This is a genomic window from Pantoea sp. FN0305 (assembly GCF_050113845.1).
In the GTDB taxonomy this organism is placed as follows: Bacteria; Pseudomonadota; Gammaproteobacteria; order Enterobacterales; family Enterobacteriaceae; genus Mixta; species Mixta alhagi.
The window spans coordinates 14935-34626 of the sequence record NZ_JBNJSN010000005.1; the positions used below are offsets into that span (position 1 = coordinate 14935).

Below are 19692 nucleotides of genomic sequence, written 5' to 3' on the forward strand. Positions count from 1 at the left end.
TCTTCCTGCTACTAACCAATCCTGTCATGCATCCATTTGATATGGCCGCTTTGAGCGAGAAGCGGAAGTTGAATTAACAGTATGTCGTTTACGAAAACGTAATCAGTTCTACAGGGGGAAAGAATTCTTAGAAGTTAATGTATTTTTTATGAAAAACGGCTTAAATGGTGATAGTTTAACATGAAAATCATCAGGTTTTACTAACACCTTTCTTTAAGGAATTTGTCGAGTGCTGTTCGATATACAGAAAATCAAAGAGCTGCTTCGTGAATATCCCGGCCTGACAGGTAAGCAGATATCTAAAAAACTAGGGTACAGCGATAAATCTGCCCTAAATTCATTTTTATACAGCCATGTAGAGGGTTTAAAACAGGTCGAATGGAAATGGTATGTTGAAGATGAATACGTTTTGGTTCTGGATGCAGACACCTGGATCGATGAAAACATTTTTGAAGCTAATTTATCGGCTGCGGGATGTTTGTTGGGGGCTTCAGCAAAAAGGTGCAGAATAAGCTTCCCGGAGAGGTGCTGGATTTTATTGACGGCGGGAGCGAGAATTATTGCTCTGTCAAATCAGGCTGCCATTTCTGGAAAATCTATTGAGCTCGATTTCAGTAAATGTCCTTCAACGGAAAGCTATCTGAACCGGTTAGGTTTTTTTGATCATTTGCATCCTGATGTGGCAGTTAAGCCTGAGAGGCCAATGGAATCAAGGGCGAAACGCTACCGGGGAAACAGTGATAATCTGGTTGAGATTGCTTCTATTAACCTAGATGATTTTGATAATTCTATCCCAGAAAAGTTGACTAAGCAGTTTGCACACCATGCAGGCCAGAAATATTACATGGCTGTGTTTACCATTTTTTCTGAGCTTATTGGTAATGTTCGAGATCACAGTGAGACCCCGATTCCTGGGTTTGCGGCGTTGCAGTTATATCGGGGAAAGCGACGCCATATCCAGACTGTAATTTCAGATAGCGGTTTAGGTATCGCAGCAACGTTGAAACGCAATCTTAAGAAACATTACCCTGAAATTTTCGAAAAACTGAGATCATTAAACGAAGATGCTGATTTATTTCTGGTTACCCTCGCACTGAAAAAAGGTGGGCTAAGCCAGTTTGGATCTGCACCTGATGAGGCCGCACGTGGACTGGGTCTGAAACGTTCTCAGGATCTGGCCGCAAAATATGATGCTATTGTCCTGGTTCGTCAACCTGACTTCGAACTAAGAATCACTTATAAAGATGGTGTACTCACAGAAATTACCACGAAAAAAGGGCTGGCATTGATTAAGGGCACCCAAGTTTGTTTTGATTTTTTCCTGGGCTATGATTAATATCTTCTCCTTAAATTAACCATAAGAAGCAGGGTTGTATGAAAGTCAAACTGCTGGAACTCACTGATAATAATAACCATCCATTTGGAAATGTTTTGGGACGGGAAGTGTTTAAGCGACTTCAAAATGTTGTTGACTCGCACCCTGGCTGCAAGTCTTTTGAAATTTCGCTTGAAGGTATTGTTGCCACCGATTCCTCTTTTCCACGGGAAAGTGTAATTGCACTTGCAAAACAGCTTTGTGGAGAAAAATACTTCTTTATCACCGATGTAAGTTCTGCAGATCTCATTGATAACTGGGACTATGCTGCAATTGCAAAGCAGCAGTCTTTGATTGTGGTGTTGGCTGACGGAGTGCGGATCATAGGCCCAGAAGCGAAAAATTCGACAAAGGCATTGCTCGATGTCGTACTAAGTCGTGATGGCGCCAGTACCGCAAATGTTGCTAAGTCCCTCAACATATCTGTTCAGAATGCGAGTACAAGGCTTAAAAAGCTTGTCAGTGAAGGGGTTATCATGCGGTCGGAAGTGTCCTCACCAACAGGTGGCATTGAGTTTATCTACACAGGTCCAAATATTTCCGATTAAACAGGTTGATTTAACCAGAGTGAGCGATGTATAGTCATCACAGTGGACAGTTTATTTTATTGCCACCTGGTTAAACAGCTTTATTTAATGAGATTTCACGGCATTGCCACTGTAGAAAACTCCGGAGGTATTTATGCAAGACATTCAATCACAACATGCCCACCGCCGCTTCATTGAGGTGGCAGACGAAACTCTCGTTTACCGTCAGGTAGCTGTGGAGAACAGTACGCCCAACGGTTCACAGATTTCAGCTGCATCAGGGTTTAAACCTGATCAGATGCCTGTTGTGCTGATGTTGCTTCCAAATGGTTCTCTGGAAGACATCCGACCTGACGAAGTTGTAGATCTTGGTTCTGAGGTTCGCCGCTTTATTGTTGTTGAATCAGACCGCACCTACTTTTTTACAATTGATGGTGCACGTTTGGAGTGGCCATGTCGCTTAATTAGCGGGTATAGCATCCGTAAGCTTGGCGGCATCGGTGACAATAAAAAACTGCTACTGGAGCGTGAGGACGAAGCTGATCTCGAAGTCCAGAATGAACAGATTGTCGATCTCAATGGGGAGGGTATTGAGCGCTTCATCAGCAGGAAGGCAACGTGGAAGCTTAATGTTCAGGGTAAGGAATTTACATTTGATACTCCGACTGTTGTCATCCGCGATGCTGTTATACGTGCAGGGCTGAATCCCAATCAGGCATGGCATATTTTTCTCAAAGTTGAAGGGCAGCCGAAGGTTGAGAAGCATATTGATGATGTCATCGATTTGCGTACGCCAGGAATTGAGAAGCTGCGCCTCACACCGAAAGATGTAAACAATGGCGAAGAGGCCCGTGTCACTCGTCGTGAGTTTACTCTGCTCCCCGCCGATGAACACTATCTTGATGAAATGAGGTATTCGTGGGAAACCAGCCTGGACGGCAATGCTCGCTGGCTGATTATTTACGGTTTTGAACTACCGGACGGATATAACCATCATCAGGTAAATTTAGCACTTTCGATTACTTCTGGTTATCCCGTAAATATGCTGGATATGTTTTACGTCTATCCCCCACTCGCACGGGCCAATGGCGTTAGCATCCCGGCTACAGAAGCTACGGTGGTTATTGATCGTTTTGCGTACCAGCGATGGTCCCGCCATCGCTCATGGGATCCTGAAACCGATTCTGTTATCTCTCAGTTGGCCATGGCAGATGGTTGTCTGCAAAAAGAGGTGGAGCAATGAGCGGAGGAAGCCGTCTAATACTGACGCAGGAACTCCATACCACCCTCCAGAAACATCTGTTTCCCGGAGACGGAAAAGAGGCTGCTGCAATCCTGGTTTGTAACCGTTATGAAGGTACTCGTCTGAAGCTGCTGGCTAAGGAACTCATTCTTGTTCCATATGAAGAGTGCAAATCTAGGACGCGAGATTTCATTTCCTGGCCAGGCAGCTACCTGGAGAAGGCCATTGATGCTGCTGAAGAAACATCAATGTCTATCATCCTTGTACATTCGCATCCCGGCGGTTTTCTTGCTTTCTCTAATATGGATGATGCAAGTGATGTGCAGACAATGTTGTCGCTTTCTCAGGGCGTTGACGCAATTCACGGTTCGGCAATTATGATTCCTGCGGGGAATATGCGTGCACGGCTCTACCGGGAGGGGAAGTACTCTGAGAATGTAGAGCTGGTAACCGTCGCGGGTGATGATATTCACTACTGGTGGGATGGTATAACTGAGCCACGGCATCAACCGATAGCTTTTACATCGGGTATGACGGACACTTTTAAGAAACTAACCGCAGCAATCATTGGTGTATCTGGTACAGGGTCGATTGTGGCGGAACAGGTCGCAAGACTAGGGTTTGGCGAAATTCTTCTTATTGATCATGACCATATAGAAAAGAAAAATCTGAATCGCATCCTCAACTCAAGCCTTGAGGATGCGTTAAACGGCCGCCCAAAGGTTGATATGTTCGCGCAAGCTATCCGGAGTTTTCGGGGAAAAGATATTGCCCGTCCCATTCAAAATACCATTTTCTCCCGGCAAGCCGTTCTTGCTGTGGCAAACGTAGACGTGATTTTTTGCTGCGTTGATACCTACCAGGCGCGAATGATCGCAGATCGTATTGCTTCGTCTTTTTTAATCCCACTGCTTGATGTCGGCGTAAAAATACCAACGCATGTCGATCCTGAAGATGGCCGAAAAATTACGGATGTAACGGGACGGATTGACTATGTTAAACCCGGTGGCTCTACGTTATCTGATCGCCATGTATACACGTCTGAGCTTATTTATCGGGAAAACCTGAGTGCGGAGGAGTATGAAGATCAGGTTGAAAGAGGTTACATCACGGGGTTTCAGGAAGAGGCTCCCGCAGTAATAACCCTGAACATGCGGGCGGCGTCAGCCTGTGTATCGGAATTTATCGCCAGGTGTTTCCCTTTTCGTGAATACCCTAACATGGGATATGCCCGAACATTATTCAGCCTTGCTGGTGTTGAAGAGGACTATACCGATGAAAGTGCAATAACTAGGGCACTTAATCCCCGGTTAGCAGTTGGAGGGAAAGAACCTCTTTTGAGTATTCCTGAATTGGGGGATAAGTAATGTCTGTTTTCAATAAAGTTATCTATTATTTTTTACGCAAGTTTGAGTACTTACTTCCGGCGCGGCGGCTGATGATCGTTAATGAAGATTCTTTGCCGAATAAGATGCCTCTACGGTCCATCATCCTTGCTAGAGATGGTGATGAAGATTGGTGTATTGGGTTTAAATGCCCCTGTGGATGTGGCCGCACTATTGAGTTGCTGGTTATAGATGAAGCCAGCCCTCGATGGGATTACTGTCTGGACAATAAAAAGTTACCTTCACTACATCCCTCTGTATGGTTAAAAGATGGCTGTCAGTCTCATTTCTGGATAAAAAAAGGGAGAGTTATCTGGGTATGATTATGCCCCTGATGCGGGGCTCAACTTTTCGATTCGGACCTAATGGTTCTGAAAATCTCTGCATAATGTCCGCTTCTGGCACAAAGCGGACTAACTAACGGATCTGAAGGTCCGCTGTGAGCGATAAGCGGGCCTAAATAAAAATGTGATATTAATCACGAAATCAGAAAGGCAGGCTCATGAACAAACAATCGCAATTTTGTATAAATTATGGCCCAATTTTCACACAGTTATGAACTCAAACTGAGTTCATAACTGTGTGATTTTGATTGTTTCATGAATAAAGTTATTTTAATACAGGATATTGCAAAATTTTTTGATTATAGATTTAGTTATGTAGCACCCGTAAACCCAGAATAGTTAAATTGAATGTTGTAATGCTTATGCAACCTCTACATCCAGCGTTATTGTGCCCTTGCTCTTCACTCACCCATCCAGATGGATATGCTTTTCACTATTTGATAAAGCAAATGGTCAGGAGCAGAAAAATTCCCACTCCTGACCGATCAATCACACAATGCGGGTATCCAGATTATGCTGAACCAAAAATTCTGCCAACGTATTCTCTATAACCGGCAGATTTGACGATCCACTCGCCCTGTCCTGCGTAACGGGATCCCAGATTTCGCTGACCGCTTCCGCCAGCGAAATCTGCGCTTCCATTGGCATCGTTATGCTTGCCTGCGATAACTCTGCTTCTTGATTTTCATTGGCCAGCAATTGCATGATGTCCTGCTCGTAGCTCGCCTGCATCCCTAAAGTATCCAGCGTCAGCGCATCGGCCGTATCGGCCTTATCTACCAGCAGTGACTGCACTGCCGTCACTTCGCGTCCAAAGGCATCATTGGTTCGCACATAGACCGTATTTGATCCCTCCTCCAGCCGCGCCAGGTCCGCAGGTGTAAGCGTAAAGCTCCACGCTGACCCTTCCGGGATCGTGTAATACATACTCTCACCAATAATCATTTCAATCTCACTGCCGGGAGAAAACGTGCCTTGAAGTGTCCCACTAATCGTAAGCGGACTAAGCGCCTCTTCCGGCGTCAGGATTTGGTCTTCGCTAATGGGCGACATGGTGATACTGGACCTCGGAGGAGCCTGAATCTGCACAAGTTCAGAGGCGCTGACGTCCTGCTCCCACTCTGTGGTCACCCGTACTTCAATCAGTTCGCTGTTATTCGTCAGCGCCTGTAAATCCGCAGCGGGGAAAACTATCGACCAGTCATCATCGCTGGAGGTCACCGTAGAGTATTCCTTTTCGCCGAGCTTAACCGTAATGGTCTGCCCTCGCTGGATATGCTGAGAGGTTCCGGTTATCAACTGATAAACCTGGCTTTCCGCATAGGAAAGCACGTTATCACCGGTAAAGGGATCGATAGTAATTTGAGGCTGGGGTTTGTCGACGTTAATGATCTGGACGCTGGTCGCTGTCTCACCGAGATCGGCCAGGCTGGCCAGCAGCGTCGCGCTTCCTAACTTCAGATCATGAAGGTCGATCCGGGAAATATTAAGATTCCAGTAACCGCCATCCTGTACCTGGGTAGTGTAATGTTCGCCATTGAGGGTGACCGTCACTATTTTACCGCTTGCCGCATTGTAAGCCCTGCCGCTAATCAGGAGATCCTGATAGTTCTCCAGCGCATTAAGCACGCTATCATCAGCGAGTGGATCAAGCGTGACCCGCGCCGAGTAGTTGTTCCCCAGGCCTGCAGTAACATCAATAACTTTATTATTGGTGTAAATATCGCCGCTTTCACTCAAGGCCTGAGCGCGTAACAGTACATTACCCTCCGGCAGCGCCAACATATCCGCGCTGGGGATCACAGCACTCCAGGCCCCTTCACTGGTTATCGTGGCATTATAGCTTTTACCGTTTAACATTACGGTTAACTGGAGCCAGTCATTATCGATTTCATCCAGCATGCCGGATATAACCTGATCGACACGCTTCTCTCTGCCATTAAAATTGCTGTCTCCACTGACGTCATCAATGGTAATAGGCTGGTAAGGGGGAAAACGATCAACAATGAAATCGGCAATATCAGAGCTATAACGATAAAATTCATCATAGGTGTTTACATAAGCGTAATTATCGCCTTCATTCAGGCTTTGTACTTCACTTTGCGTTAGCGTGACTTCCCAGGTACCATCTTCCTGAATGAGTGCGTAGTGGTAAATGTCGTTTATGACGACCTCAACGGTGTTTCCAGTGGTAATCCCCTCGCTGGTACCGTTCACCTTTAACCACCCTAGCGCTTCATTGGCGTCAACAATATTATCTCCTGTGATGGGGTTAAGCGTTAAGCTTCCTCCCTCCGTTACGCTGTGCGCCACTATAAGCTGCTGTGAGGTTACTGCGGTTTCCGTCAGATCGGCCACAGAAGCCAGTAGCGATACTCTGCCATCTGGTAGCGCCTGAAGATCCTCATTGGGTAGCGTGATACGCCAGAATCCCCCCGGCTGCACCTGCGCGGTGTAGTCCTGATCATTAATCGTTACCGTGACCGTTTTTCCGCTGGCAACGTTATAGGTGCGGCCAGTAAATGAAAGGTCTTCTCCCGCGACGATGGCATCACGGATGGCATAGTCACCAACGGTATTGATCTCAATGCGGGCAGAATATTCATTGCCGGGTCCAGCCTGGACAGTAATTTCTTTCGCTGCGAACCGCTGGTTACCCTCTAAATCGCTAACCACTGCGGAGATCACGCCATCACCGGCAGGAAATAACGAGACATCACGGGAAGGGAGATTTACGCTCCAGACGCGGTCATTACCAACGGTGGTATGCCAGCGTTGGCCAAACGCCTCAATATCAACTCTTTCACCCACGGCGATATCCGCAGAGACGCGGCCAGAGATAAGCTGCTCAACCTGCTTTTCCCGGCCGTTAAGCAGGCCGTCACCGGAAAAGCTATCTATAGTAATCGGCGGTGCCGCCTGAATGGCGCTGGTAACCAGGCCACTCTCGCTGCGAAGATTAGAACTGTCTGAAGACATAATAAACTCCTTATACACCAGAGGGTTATATAACGCGCACGAAACAGTGCCGTAGCAGCACTACAGCGTTCGTTTGCGACATTAGCGTTAAGGTTTCCACAAGGGCGGAAACTTTCACTGGTGTATACCAGGATCAATCACGTCCCGGAACAGGATAAAAGTGTGATAGCGCTCGTAACGCCATACTTTTTTCTTCTACAGCTATAAGTAATAACGATGCCATTGTCGTTGATTAAATTTTATGCACTCGATTAGAGAAATTAATTACTCGCCGAAAACAATGGGCTTTAGATCCGATTATAATCGGCAAAATCTTTAAATAAGCTGGAGAGACATTGTTTTTATTTATATCGAACTAAGACTGGAAAAGGAAAATTCTTACTGGTTTATTATTGGCTGGACTTGAAAAAAAGGCATTGCCCCGCCCGGCCAGAATATGATTTTGTGATAACGACTGCACTTCCTCTTACTCACTGGAGATAATAAGAACGCCGCGATAAAGCAGACTGCTCGCGCGGAGCTAACGAGCCCGGCCTGAAGGCCGGTGCTCATATTAACGCAGAATACGTTTTGCTTTTGCTGTATCGATCCACTCTCTGAATTCAATCAACAGTTGATCGTAGAGCGTCTCATCGCTGACCTGTTCATAATCATCAACGGGGAAAAAATGAGTATTATCAACAAGTCTGTCGGAAAATTTATCCAGTGATTCAAGGATGCCATAATTTGAGCCACCCAGACCGAGGAATTTGTAAAACACCGGCAAGTTTGCCGATTCACGCAATTTGTCCTTGATCAGGCGCGTCTTACTGATTCCACCGTCAGTAATGAACACGACATACACAGGCAGCGTTGAGTCCTTAAATTCTTTATTAACAGCGTCCAGCACAGGCGGTTCATTGTTCGTACCGCCCAGCCCCGGCAGCACTTCCCACATGCTGCGCTTGCCCTCATTACGGATGCGATCGATATAGCCCTCAATATTATCCAGCGTCACATCGTCATAGCGCTTGAACTTTTCCCCAAAAGCCCAGACGGGCATCACGCCGTCATCATCAAACTGCACGGCCAGCGCCGTAACGCGTTCAAGAACCGCCTGCACATTACCCCGCCTGAATTGCCCCGACATTGAACCAGAAGCATCAAGAACAAAGGCCACCTGCGCCTTCACTTCTTTTAACCGGTGTTTTTCCAGACTAACGGTTATGGGTTTCGCCAGACTGACTAGCTTCGGTGCTTTAGAAAGCTTTTTCTCAAGGCTGACTGTGGGTACCGGGGCCGGTTCGGGATTTGATACATCCACGCCAAAATGCAACGCCAGCGGATGTAATCCGCCATTAAAGCCCTGACCAACAGCACGAAGTTTCCACATACCGTTATGTCTGTAAATATGTGCGACAATCAACGCCTTCTCTGTTCGTCCTGCAATTGGGATCGGAAACGTATGTCCGTCACACATAAGTTTCAGTTCCTGAAGGCCATCCAGCGTATCTTTCCCGTCAATAACAACCGTCACGGCAATTTTATTAACCGTAACAGGGACGCCTGCCAAATTAATTCTAAAGATGGCTTCACCTGGTCTGCTCTCCATCACCACGCTTTGATTTGCGTTTTGTGGCTGATTGAAGAAAATCATATCCAGATCGCCTGAAACCTTTTCATCGGCATCCAGCAAAAAGGCGGAAGCATCTATATCACTACAAAAATCATTTCGCTGGAGGTAGGTGAGTTTTACTTCGATATCGTTCACATGAATAGCTGTATTCTGACCGGGAGCCAGTTCCATATCCTTCCCCTTTGTTAACCCTGCTCACGCAGGCAAAAAAAAGCCCCTTCACAGGGAAGAGGCTTGAAATTTGCTCTCGCTTAAACAGAGACGCCATGCTGTGCAGCCAGCGCTGCCAGGCCACCCGCAAAACCCTGCCCAACGGCCTTGAATTTCCACTCACCGTTGTGACGATACAACTCACCGAAGATCATCGCCGTTTCAGTGCTGGCATCTTCAGACAGATCGTAGCGAGCGATTTCGGTATTATTGTCTTCGTTAACGATACGGATGTAGGCGTTAGATACCATACCGAAGTTTTGCTTACGGGTTTCCGCATCGTAAATGGTTACTGCGAAGACCGCTTTTTGCACGTCAGCCGGTACGGTAGAGAGCGAGATTTTAACCTGCTCATCATCGCCCGCACCTTCACCGGTACGGTTGTCGCCCTGATGGACAACTGAACCATCCGGGCTGGTGCTGTTATTAAAGAAAACAAAGTGCTGGTCGGAAAGCACTTTACCTTCCGCGCCTACCAGGAACACCGACGCATCCAGATCGAATGACTGTCCGTCAGTGACGCGCGCATCCCAGCCAAGACCTACAATCGCTTTGGTCATGGTAGGTGCTTCTTTGGACAGGTTTACGTTACCGCCTTTAGTCAGATTAACTGCCATTATGAAATCCTCTTTGCTTTGGTCTGTTGCCCCGATAATGTGGGCGTAAGTTACTGCGTAAATGCGAAACGCGTTTTATGACGCGTTGATACCATACTGGGCGCACACGGATGCCAGTCCACCAGCATAGCCCTGGCCTACGGCACGGAACTTCCACTCACCGGCATGACGATACAGCTCACCGAACAGCATCGCGGTTTCGGTGCTGGCATCTTCGGAGAGATCATAACGTGCGGCTTCAACGTTTGTATCGTTGTTTACCAGGCGAATAAAGGCGTTGGCGACCTGGCCGAACGACTGACGACGAGCTGCAGCATCGTGAATGGTGACCACAAAAACAATTTTGGTCACCTCCTGCGGAACACGATTCAGTTCGATCACCAGGGATTCATCATCACCTTCACCCTCGCCCGTACGGTTGTCCCCGGTATGGGTAACGGAACCGTCTGAAGATTTCAGATTGTTATAGAAAATGAAGTCGTTATCACCGCGAACCTTGCCTGCGTCGGTCAACAGAAAAGCGGATGCGTCCAGGTCGAAATCCTGACCGTCAGTAGAACGCGTATCCCAGCCCAGACCGATCTTCACGTTTTTCAGTGACGGATCCACTTTAGCCAGGGATACGTTACCGCCTTTAGAGAGAGTCACTGCCATGTTGTTTTCCTCAAATCGTCGTGATGCATACTCGGTATGCTTTGATTAACGACGCGGCTTAGCCGCGTTCTTCGTCATTCTGCTCTTCTTTACCCGGGAAAAGCAGGCTTGCAATAATGCCCAGTACCAGAACCCCCATTACCACATAAAGGCTGGCGGTCGCACTGATTGAATAACCGTGATGGAAGAAGTGATCTGTTGCGTTCAGGCCCAGTTTCACCGCGATGAAAAAGAGCAGGACAATAACCGCTTTTTCCAGATGAACGAGATATTGCTTAAGCCCTTCCAGTACGAAATACAGGGTACGCAGACCAAGAATAGCGAACATCATTGCGCTGTATACAATCAGTGGCTCACGGCTGACCGCGATAACGGCTGGCACAGAGTCGAACGCAAACATCACATCTGAAAGCTCAACGACAGCTAAACAAAGCAGCATTGGGGTGGCGTAACGTCCCGCTTTGGTCAGGCGGCCAACCTGAACGTCGGCGTTTTCGGGTTTAGCCAGCTCCGCATCAACCTCTTTCTGGCTCAGCACAAATGCGCTGCCTTTGAGTTTTGGCCAAATTGGATAGAAGCGTTTCACCATTCGGTAAGCAAAGTGCTGAGAGTAATCCTCGATCTCGTCACCGTCATCGCCGCTTTTCAGCATCATTACTGCTGTCCAGCCAACAATAAGGGCAAACACAACCTCAACCCAAGGGCCAAGCGCAAGCAGACTGGTGCCGATGGCGACAAAAATACCACGGAACACAATCGCCCCGATGATGCCCCAATACAGCACGCGGTGGCGGTAATTGTTCGGAATAGCAAACCACGAGAAAATAGCCATCATGACAAACAGGTTGTCTACTGAAAGCACTTTTTCAAGCGCGTAACCGGTAACGAACAGACTCGCGACTTCCGCACCATGATGAACGTACAGGAAGCCCGCAAAAGCAAGCGCCATCAGGATCCAGAAAACCGACCATGCAGCGGCGCTTTTCAGGGAGATAGGCTTGTCATGACGGTGCATAAACAAATCGATGAAAATGGCACCAACTGAAAGCAGTAAAAACACCGCGACCGTTTCTATCGGGAACCCAATGTGGGTGGATTGCATGTGATCAACTCCAGAGACTTAAAATTATTACCCGTTAAAGGCCAAATTCGCTTGTCTGGAAGCCCAGGGCTTCGATAATTTCGCGCGCATTCGCTTTTTCGGTTTCATCAAAATTGCCGTCGCTTTTGGCAACGGCGATACCTACGCGTACAGCCAGTTGTGCCTGTTCCGGCTTGTTTTTTAATGCCAGAATGTATTTCATGGTTTCGCCCTTCCCAACTTCCAGATCGAAAGAAAAGGATGTCACCAGTTTTTCGAAAAATGTAATCACTTCTGTTGTATCGAAAATGCTGAGTTCAGGCGAAGCACGAAGAAAGCCCATCATTTTTTGCTTTTCTTCTGTGCTCACGCCATCGCTCGAAACTGCAATGCGTGCGCAGACGGCAACCGTACCTTCCAGAAAGGCGCGATTTTTATATCGGCCTACCTGTTTAGTTAGCTCATCGCGACCCGCGTTAAATTTCTCTTTAAGCGTATTAAAAAAACTCATGTTTACCCCCAGGTTACTTTGAACCCGCTTTCCAGTTAAATCCCCAGCCAAAAGCCTGATCAAGCTCCTGGTGACCGCTGAAATAGCGATTGATACGTTCTACACGGATTGCGCCACCTTCGTTTATCAGACGTGCAATGGCGCACATATTTTGACGGTTGTTCCCTTCCGTCATAAAAGTTTCCACAGGGGGCTGATCCGGAACGTGGATAGTAACGGAACCGTCCGTGCTCTCCCAGCTCGGCACGCCCTCATAGATGAAAGCGAAGATCAGCACTTCACGAATGTGCTTCCATTCAGTACCGTTGATATATATCCATTCGCCGTTACTGACTGCACCGGTACGATCGTCCCCCTGAAGCTCTACATAGGGTTCATCACGCACGCTGCCAAATTTGTTGCCAAGCGCCTGAACAATAGTGCGATAGCCGTTTGACAGTTCAACATACGCGGCAAGGTCAAGATCGATGCCTTTATTGTTATTGAACATGCTTTTGAAAAAGCCACCGTTGTTATTGCCCACGCGCTGATTCCAGTTAAGGTTCACGCGGATCTGGCCGTAATCATCCTTCTTTTTAAGGCTAATAGACGGCTTTTCTTTGGTAAGGCTCACCTTGCTGAGATTCACCGTAGGGGAAGACGTTGGCGTTGGCGTTGGCGTCGAACGAGCTGATGGCGCATCGGCAACATCCACACCAAAATGCTCGGCCAGCGGTTTCAACCCGCCATTGAAGCCCTGTGACACAAAGCGGAACTTCCATTCCCCGTTACGACGATACAGCTCACCCAGAATAAGCGCGGCTTCAGTGCGACCAGCCAAGTCAACATCACAGAGAAGGATGGCATTGCCGTTCGCTTCTACCTGTATGGCAAGATGCTCGACCTGAGAGACGTTTTTGCCGGCGTCACACGTAGCCGTAAAAGCAATTTTCTGAACGTCAGATCGCAGCTGCGGCAGGCTGACGGTAAACATGGTTTCGTTACCGGATGAAGAGTAACGAACGGTGCTATCGTCATTTTCACGTTGACCGTAGAAAACCATATCCAGATCGCCGCGTACCTTACCGGTGTCGTACAAACGGAAAGAGGAAACATCAATGGGGGTGCCAGCGGAAATCCGCACCACCAGCGACTGGTTGGGAACGGGGGCATTGCCCCCCGGCATCAGGTTCATTAGCGTGCTACCGCTTTAATGTCGGACGCCATGTCCTGAATGGTACGACCACGCGATGCATTACCGTGGGCGGTAAAATTCCACTCACCGCCGTTGCGGTGCAGGGACGCAATGATGACCGCCGTGTGAGAGCCTTGTTCAGTCAGCGTGTACCTGGCAAGCTCTTTACCCTGCTGATCAACCACACGACAGAAAGCATTTTCTACATCATTGAAAGACTGGCCGGTAAAGCTGTTCACCGTCAGAACCAGATGCTCAACGTTAGCAGGCAGGCGGGACAGATCAGCTATAATGGTTTCATCATCGCCATCGCCCTCACCCGTGCGGTTATCACCGCTGTGCTTCACGGAGCCATCATTAGACTGCATCTGGCGGAACCAGACGGTATCCAGCACGTTACCGGCATTATCGAGCAGCACGCAGCTGGCATCGAGGTCAATGCTGTCACCACCGCCGAGAAGTTTGCCAAACAGTCCCTTTTTTTTAGCAGGATCCCAGCCAAGGCCGAAACGAATTTGTGAAATCGCGCTGCTGGATTTAGCCAGCGAAATCGTCTGATTCTTACTGAGAGATACCATCATGTCCCCTTACTGATAGGTGTTTTGCCGTAGTAAAAATTGCCGATTAATTTCAAAGCTATGAAATCATAACATGACGTTTTTATAGTGCAAGAAAACAATCATCATATGACAACTTTCTATTTATATATGTATGAATAAAAGGGTAAAATAAGTTAAATTTGCGTTATGGAAGTTATTGCAATTCAAGGAAATCACACATTTGTTACAACGCTCAGTTAATAATCATATTATGATTGATAAAAGTTGTGCTTATGCCTACACTTGACCCTCTTGTGTTTTTAACGTGACGTAAGGACTTCGACAGAATGGTTAGACCTGCTGCTGTTTGGTTTATGGAAGGTGTTTCATCACAGAAAGATATACTTAAGCAGGTCAAACAGGCCCGCACTGAGGGAGACTATGTCTTCACCCTGATTGCTTCTCATCGTAATGAGCGGCCTGAAATCCTTTCTGAAGCTGACTTTTCATATATCGAACCCGCCGACAATGATGATCTGTTGTCTTTCATTACCAGCGTATGTGAGAAACACAATGTGGTTGCCATTCATGCAGGCAAGCGTGGCTGGCTGATGGAAAAAATGCGGGCGGATATTGAAACACTTGGCGTTAAGTTAACGACCGGCGCTTGTCACGTAGATACTTTTGAGCTGGCTGATAACAAAACGCTGTTCAGCGAACAGATGTTTTGCGCAGGGCTTGCTTCCGTTAAGTCAATTCAGGTTCAGACGCCTGAAGAAGTGTCCGATGCCATTTCCAGCCTGGAGTCCAAAGGGCTGCTTCCCTGTATTAAGCCCGTTCGTGGCATATATGGTATGGGTTTCTGGGTGCTGAAACGTAGCGTTAAGCAACTTGCGTTTTTTAATAATCCTGAGCATCGCCATATGCATCCCGACATCCTTCTTACTGCTTTGCGCAGCGCTGTAGCTGCGCAAGAAGAATTGCCGTTACAGATTGTGATGCCTTATCTGCCTGGCCCGGAGCGCTCAACAGATATGCTGGTTGAAAAAGGCCGTGTCATTGCCGCAGTGGCAAGACGCAAAGTCGGGTCAGTGCAGGCATTTGAAAATGAGGGTGCTGCATTTCAACTGGCACAGGCATGTGCACACAGACTGGGGGCTGACGGCCTGATCAATATACAGACGCGGGACAATGACCAGGGCGAACCGGTGCTGCTCGAAGCGAATCTTCGGCCTTCTGGTGGCATTGGATACACTGCCTTTAGCGGTATAAATCTGCCCGGCCTGTTTGCCTTGCGCCAGCTGGGCTTGTTAAACGACAGCGAAACGTCTGAGAAGCTGGGGTTATTCAAATCTCTACAGGTCATTTCCACTCACAATGTCAAACCGCTGCCGGTCGTTGAGATCAGCACGCCAGACAATGTTTCATCTGAGGTTTAAGGCAGAGATATGTCACAGTCAAAACAGCAGATTTATCAACGAGAACTGGCAAGCGGTACGTTAACGGTTAAAACCACCAGCGACGTATGTCTGGACACCTTATTTGACATTGCTGAGCGCAGAAATCCCAGGCGGGCTTTTTTATTTGTCAGCAAGGTATTGGGACGTCATATCCCTGTTTCTCCCACCGTGATGAACAAAAGCTACGTTAATCTTGCCGCGGGTATGCCAGCCGATCTGCCTGAACCCGTACTGTTTATCGGCATGGCCGAAACGGCCGTTGGCCTCGCAGCCGGTGTCTTCCGCGAGGCCAGTAAGTGCATTGCACAATCGGTTTTCCTTACCAGCACCCGACATCCTGTAGACGGTGATTTGCTGTGCGAATTTAAAGAAGATCACAGCCATGCCACCGATCATCTTATCTACCATCCTGAAGATGCAACGCTGCGTGAGCGTGCGAAAAATGCCCGAACGCTGGTGTTGATTGATGATGAAGCCACAACGGGTAAAACGTTCCTTAACCTTCTCCAGGCATTACGTGATGCCGGCCTGGACACCCTGACTCGCGTTGTCACCGTGACGCTTACCGACTGGAGTGGAGACGCTATCTCACAGAATTGCCCTCTGCCTGTTGATGTCGTGTCGCTGGTTAAAGGTAGCTGGAGCTGGACACCTTGCCCGGACGCGCCGGTACCGGTGATGCCCTCTGTAAACGTCACGGCACGCGGGTCTGCTTCGCTCGCTAAACGTCAGGACTGGGGACGACTTGGAATGCATGAAACATCGTGCAATCTGGGGGATGCATTACGCACCGAGAAAGGAGAAAGAATTCTGGTTATTGGTTCCGGAGAGTTCGTCTGGCAGCCTTTCCTGCTCGCTGAGCGTCTGGAGAACGACGGCGCTGAGGTTCGATTTGGTTCGCTTACCCGATCGCCTATAGCCATCGGTATGGCGATAAAATCTGTCATCGCGTTTACAGACAACTATGGGTTAGGCATCCCTAACTTCATTTATAACATTGCTCACCACACTTACGACCGAGTGATTGTGTGTGTGGAAACGCCGGTTGATACAGTTTGTCCGGAGCTGCTCGCCCAACTCAGAAAAATCTCCCCCCGCGTAGAGGTTATCAGTTATGAATAAGCCCGTTGCCCTGTGTGACCTTGACGACACCCTTTTTCAGACCAGACGCAAAATGCTCAATGAAATGCACCTGGAGCCTGTTCGTATTGGTGCATACGATCGTGAACGCCAGCCCAGAAGCTTTATGTCAACTGAGCAGGCGATGCTGGTTGACTGGCTTCTCTCTACCGCTGAGCTTATTCCTGTCACGGCGCGTGGGACGGAAGAAACCGCCCGCGTCGCCGTGCCCTTCACATCATGGAAAGTGATGACGCATGGTGCGGTAATCGCTAATCCGGACGGCACGGTTAACCGGGAATGGCAGGATATTATCATGTCCGGACTTGCCACCATGCATGACCGGCTGGTGAGCTACCGGCAGATGCTGAGCGACAAGCTGGCTGAAGCGGGTATTGATGCATGGTGCAGGATGAATGTTGAATATAACGGCACGCCGGTTTATTTCGTCATGAAACACAGGGACAGCACGAAAATTCAGACGCTTTATGATTTCAATAAGGTGATGATGCAACAGCTTGATACCGAAGGCTTTTACATTCATTCGAACGGGAATAACATCGCCTGGATCCCGGCTGGCGTGCAGAAGGGACTGGCCGTGGAATGGTTACTGAAAAAACTGCGGGATGAGCGAGGGGCGTTTCCGGTTTTGGGGCTGGGAGACAGTTTAAGCGATCACACGTTCATGAAGCACTGCCACTGGTTTGGGATGCCTTCCCGCAGTCAGTTTGCAGAGGCCATTAACGAAAGATTGTTTCGTGAGGATAAGACAATATGACGGGCAAGACACTTAAACCGTTTCATGGCACTTACCTTCCTTCTGATATTCAGTTTCTGCTGGAACCGGTAGAGATCGAAATGACTTCAGTGGAAGAAAAAGAGCGACTGATCCAGTCCGGACAGAAGCATTATTCCGATATGTTGAGCCAGGAGCCGGCCCCGACCCCGGCCCATCTTGAGTTGTTTGGTAAGGCTCTGGACGTTGGCGCGGGCAGAATGGCGCGCGAAGTTATCGCATTGGCCAAAGGACTGACAGAACAGGTTCAGGCTCGCCCTGTTATTCTGGTGAGTCTGGTGCGCGCAGGCGTGCCGCTAGGCGTGATGCTTCAACGCGCCATCACGGATATGGGGTATCTCTCTTTTCATTACGGCATCAGTATTATCCGTGACCGCGGTATCGATACTGAGGCGCTCGCTGTGATCGAAGCCCGTCACGGTACTGATGGGATTGTCTTTGTGGACGGCTGGACGGGAAAAGGCACCATCACCGGTCAGTTGACGGAAAGTCTTAAAAACCGTCCCGGTTATCCTGAAATGCCGCGCCTGGCTGTCCTTGCCGATCCTGCTGGCTGCGCATGGATAGCGGCCTCAGATAATGACTGGCTCATCCCTTTTGGCATTATGGGCGCTCCCGTTTCCGGCATGGTATCCCGATCCATATGGACTGAAACCGGCTTCCACGGCTGCGTTTTTTGTGAGCACCTGCGTGAATATGAGTGCAGCACCCTGTTGGTGGACACCGTTGATCAGTTCCGAAAGCAGATTAATGTCGGTACCGTGCCCGCTGCCCTTCCCTTCTCAACCCAATGCCATAACCAGTCCGGCATCAGCCAGAAGGTCATACAAAAGCTGGCAGAGAAATTCCACATAGCGAACATCAACCGGATTAAGCCAGGTATTGCGGAAGCGACTCGGGCGGTTTTGCGCCGCGTTCCGGATCATGTCCTGGTGAGTAATAAAGCCGATCATGATGTCTCTCTGCTGCTTTATCTGGCTGAACAGAAAGGGATCACGGTTGAAGAAGTTGGCGATACTATTGGGTTTTACCGCGCCGTAACCATCATCAAAAAGGTGGCCTGATCATGAAAAAATGCATTTCCCCTTTCATGCTGGGTGCAACCCTCTATATGCCTGCCACGCGTAGCGACCTTGCTGAAATCATTCTGCACGGAAAAATACCCGAACTCCGCTCGCTGGTTGTCTGCCTGGAGGATGCGGTAAGCGAATCCGATCTTGAACCGGCCTTAATGAATCTCGACGCGCTGCTTCAGGAGCTGAGTGAAAACGTCGGCCCCGATGAGGCCGCTCAACGTCCTCTTGTTTTTATCCGTCCGCGTCAAGAAGAGATGGCAGCGATGCTCGTCAGCAAATATAAACTGACCGGTATTGATGGTTTTGTTTTGCCAAAGTTTACCCACGCTAACTTATCCTGCTGGTGGCAAATTCTCGGGTCAACCCATCTCGCGATGATGCCAACGCTTGAAACGCGAGAGGTCTTTGACGTGAATGCGATGAACGCGCTTGCCATTGCGCTGGAGCAGCATCCCGCGCGGGAGAGAATCGTTGCTCTTCGTATCGGTGGGAACGATTTGATGAGTGTGATTTCAATGCGACGCCCGAAAAATCTGACGCTTTACGACGGGCCTATGGGATATGTAGTGAAAATGCTGGTTGCGGTTTTTGCGCCTCGCGGTTTTTCACTGACTGCGCCAGTTTGTGAACAGATCGACAATATCGAACTGCTGGAGCGGGAGCTGGCGCTGGATATCGCCCACGGCTTAGTGGGTAAGACAGCGATTCACCCTTCGCATCTTGAACTGATTCATCGTGGTCTGATGGTTGAAAAAGAGGAATATGAAGATGCGCTGCGCATTCTTAACTCAACCCAGGCTGTGTTTAAATCTCAGGGAGCAATGTGTGAACCGGCGACGCACTGGCGCTGGGCGACATCGGTCCTTGAGCGCTCGAAGCATTGTGGAATTGTGAAACAGTTTGACAATGTGTTTTTTGCCACGCGCCAGTAGGTGCGTGCTTATTATCACTATGGTGTGTTATGTCCCTGAGCGCTAAACAGTACAG

The 19692-nt window shown here is 48.6% G+C and carries 17 protein-coding genes and 1 pseudogene; 10 read left to right on the forward strand and 8 right to left on the reverse strand.

The genetic code is table 11. The features are described from left to right. Positions 1-229: 229 nt before the first annotated feature. The 5 genes from ACQE3Y_RS11150 (at position 230) to ACQE3Y_RS11170 (ending at position 4853) form a co-directional block, all read left to right on the forward strand. Positions 230-1336, forward strand: coding sequence for a hypothetical protein (locus tag ACQE3Y_RS11150; protein ID WP_426981686.1), 1107 nt, complete (start codon positions 230-232; stop codon positions 1334-1336). 38 nt (positions 1337-1374) lie between these two features. Further along, entirely contained in the window at positions 1375-1923 is a 549-nt protein-coding gene (locus ACQE3Y_RS11155; protein ID WP_426981687.1) for a winged helix-turn-helix domain-containing protein, read from the forward strand. 133 nt (positions 1924-2056) lie between these two features. Beyond that, on the forward strand, positions 2057-3145 hold the full coding sequence (locus ACQE3Y_RS11160) for a multiubiquitin domain-containing protein (protein ID WP_426981688.1): 1089 nt from the start codon (positions 2057-2059) through the stop codon (positions 3143-3145). After that, positions 3142-4512 (forward strand): ThiF family adenylyltransferase, encoded by a 1371-nt coding sequence (locus ACQE3Y_RS11165; RefSeq protein WP_426981689.1) that lies wholly within the window; start codon positions 3142-3144, stop codon positions 4510-4512. Before ACQE3Y_RS11160 ends, ACQE3Y_RS11165 begins: the two co-directional genes overlap by 4 nt. Continuing rightward, the gene (locus ACQE3Y_RS11170) at positions 4512-4853 is read left to right on the forward strand and encodes a DUF6527 family protein (RefSeq protein WP_426981690.1); all 342 of its coding nucleotides are present in this window, start codon (positions 4512-4514) and stop codon (positions 4851-4853) included. The genes ACQE3Y_RS11165 and ACQE3Y_RS11170 overlap by 1 nt, the downstream gene beginning before the upstream one ends. A gap of 510 nt (positions 4854-5363) precedes the next feature. Here the strand turns inward: ACQE3Y_RS11170 and ACQE3Y_RS11175 are convergent. The 8 genes and pseudogenes from ACQE3Y_RS11175 to ACQE3Y_RS11210 form a co-directional block, all read right to left on the reverse strand. Next, complete coding sequence (locus tag ACQE3Y_RS11175; protein WP_426981691.1) at positions 5364-7853, reverse strand: hypothetical protein; 2490 nt, start codon at positions 7851-7853, stop codon at positions 5364-5366. Between the two features lie 553 nt (positions 7854-8406). Beyond that, positions 8407-9648 (reverse strand): annotated as a pseudogene (locus ACQE3Y_RS11180) (VWA domain-containing protein); the annotation flags it as partial. A gap of 71 nt (positions 9649-9719) precedes the next feature. Further along, positions 9720-10295: a TerD family protein gene (locus ACQE3Y_RS11185; RefSeq protein WP_426972614.1), complete on the reverse strand. Its 576-nt coding sequence runs from the start codon at positions 10293-10295 to the stop codon at positions 9720-9722. A 75-nt stretch (positions 10296-10370) separates the two neighbouring features. Beyond that, the gene (locus ACQE3Y_RS11190; protein WP_426972612.1) at positions 10371-10949 is read right to left on the reverse strand and encodes a TerD family protein; all 579 of its coding nucleotides are present in this window, start codon (positions 10947-10949) and stop codon (positions 10371-10373) included. 58 nt (positions 10950-11007) lie between these two features. Then, a complete protein-coding gene (locus tag ACQE3Y_RS11195; protein WP_426972610.1) occupies positions 11008-12051 on the reverse strand; it encodes a TerC/Alx family metal homeostasis membrane protein in 1044 nt (347 codons plus the stop codon). 34 nt (positions 12052-12085) lie between these two features. Beyond that, positions 12086-12541, reverse strand: a complete 456-nt coding sequence (locus tag ACQE3Y_RS11200) for a tellurite resistance TerB family protein (protein WP_426973069.1) — start codon at positions 12539-12541, stop codon at positions 12086-12088. Between the two features lie 13 nt (positions 12542-12554). Beyond that, entirely contained in the window at positions 12555-13715 is a 1161-nt protein-coding gene (locus ACQE3Y_RS11205) for a TerD family protein (RefSeq protein WP_426981692.1), read from the reverse strand. Continuing rightward, the gene (locus ACQE3Y_RS11210; protein WP_426973067.1) at positions 13715-14293 is read right to left on the reverse strand and encodes a TerD family protein; all 579 of its coding nucleotides are present in this window, start codon (positions 14291-14293) and stop codon (positions 13715-13717) included. Before ACQE3Y_RS11210 ends, ACQE3Y_RS11205 begins: the two co-directional genes overlap by 1 nt. A 308-nt stretch (positions 14294-14601) precedes the next feature. Here ACQE3Y_RS11210 and ACQE3Y_RS11215 point away from each other — a divergent pair, with 308 nt between their 5' ends. From ACQE3Y_RS11215 to ACQE3Y_RS11235, 5 genes are read left to right on the forward strand one after another with little or no spacing between them, the layout of a single operon-like run. Continuing rightward, positions 14602-15693 (forward strand): ATP-grasp domain-containing protein, encoded by a 1092-nt coding sequence (locus ACQE3Y_RS11215; protein WP_426981693.1) that lies wholly within the window; start codon positions 14602-14604, stop codon positions 15691-15693. A 9-nt stretch (positions 15694-15702) separates the two neighbouring features. Then, the gene (locus ACQE3Y_RS11220) at positions 15703-16836 is read left to right on the forward strand and encodes a phosphoribosyltransferase domain-containing protein (protein WP_426981694.1); all 1134 of its coding nucleotides are present in this window, start codon (positions 15703-15705) and stop codon (positions 16834-16836) included. Further along, the gene (locus tag ACQE3Y_RS11225) at positions 16829-17611 is read left to right on the forward strand and encodes a hypothetical protein (protein ID WP_426972604.1); all 783 of its coding nucleotides are present in this window, start codon (positions 16829-16831) and stop codon (positions 17609-17611) included. Before ACQE3Y_RS11220 ends, ACQE3Y_RS11225 begins: the two co-directional genes overlap by 8 nt. Next, positions 17608-18693 (forward strand): cysteine protease StiP family protein, encoded by a 1086-nt coding sequence (locus tag ACQE3Y_RS11230; RefSeq protein WP_426981695.1) that lies wholly within the window; start codon positions 17608-17610, stop codon positions 18691-18693. The genes ACQE3Y_RS11225 and ACQE3Y_RS11230 overlap by 4 nt, the downstream gene beginning before the upstream one ends. Before the next feature lie 2 nt (positions 18694-18695). Further along, positions 18696-19637: an HpcH/HpaI aldolase/citrate lyase family protein gene (locus tag ACQE3Y_RS11235; protein ID WP_426972601.1), complete on the forward strand. Its 942-nt coding sequence runs from the start codon at positions 18696-18698 to the stop codon at positions 19635-19637. The last annotated feature ends 55 nt before the right edge of the window (positions 19638-19692 follow it).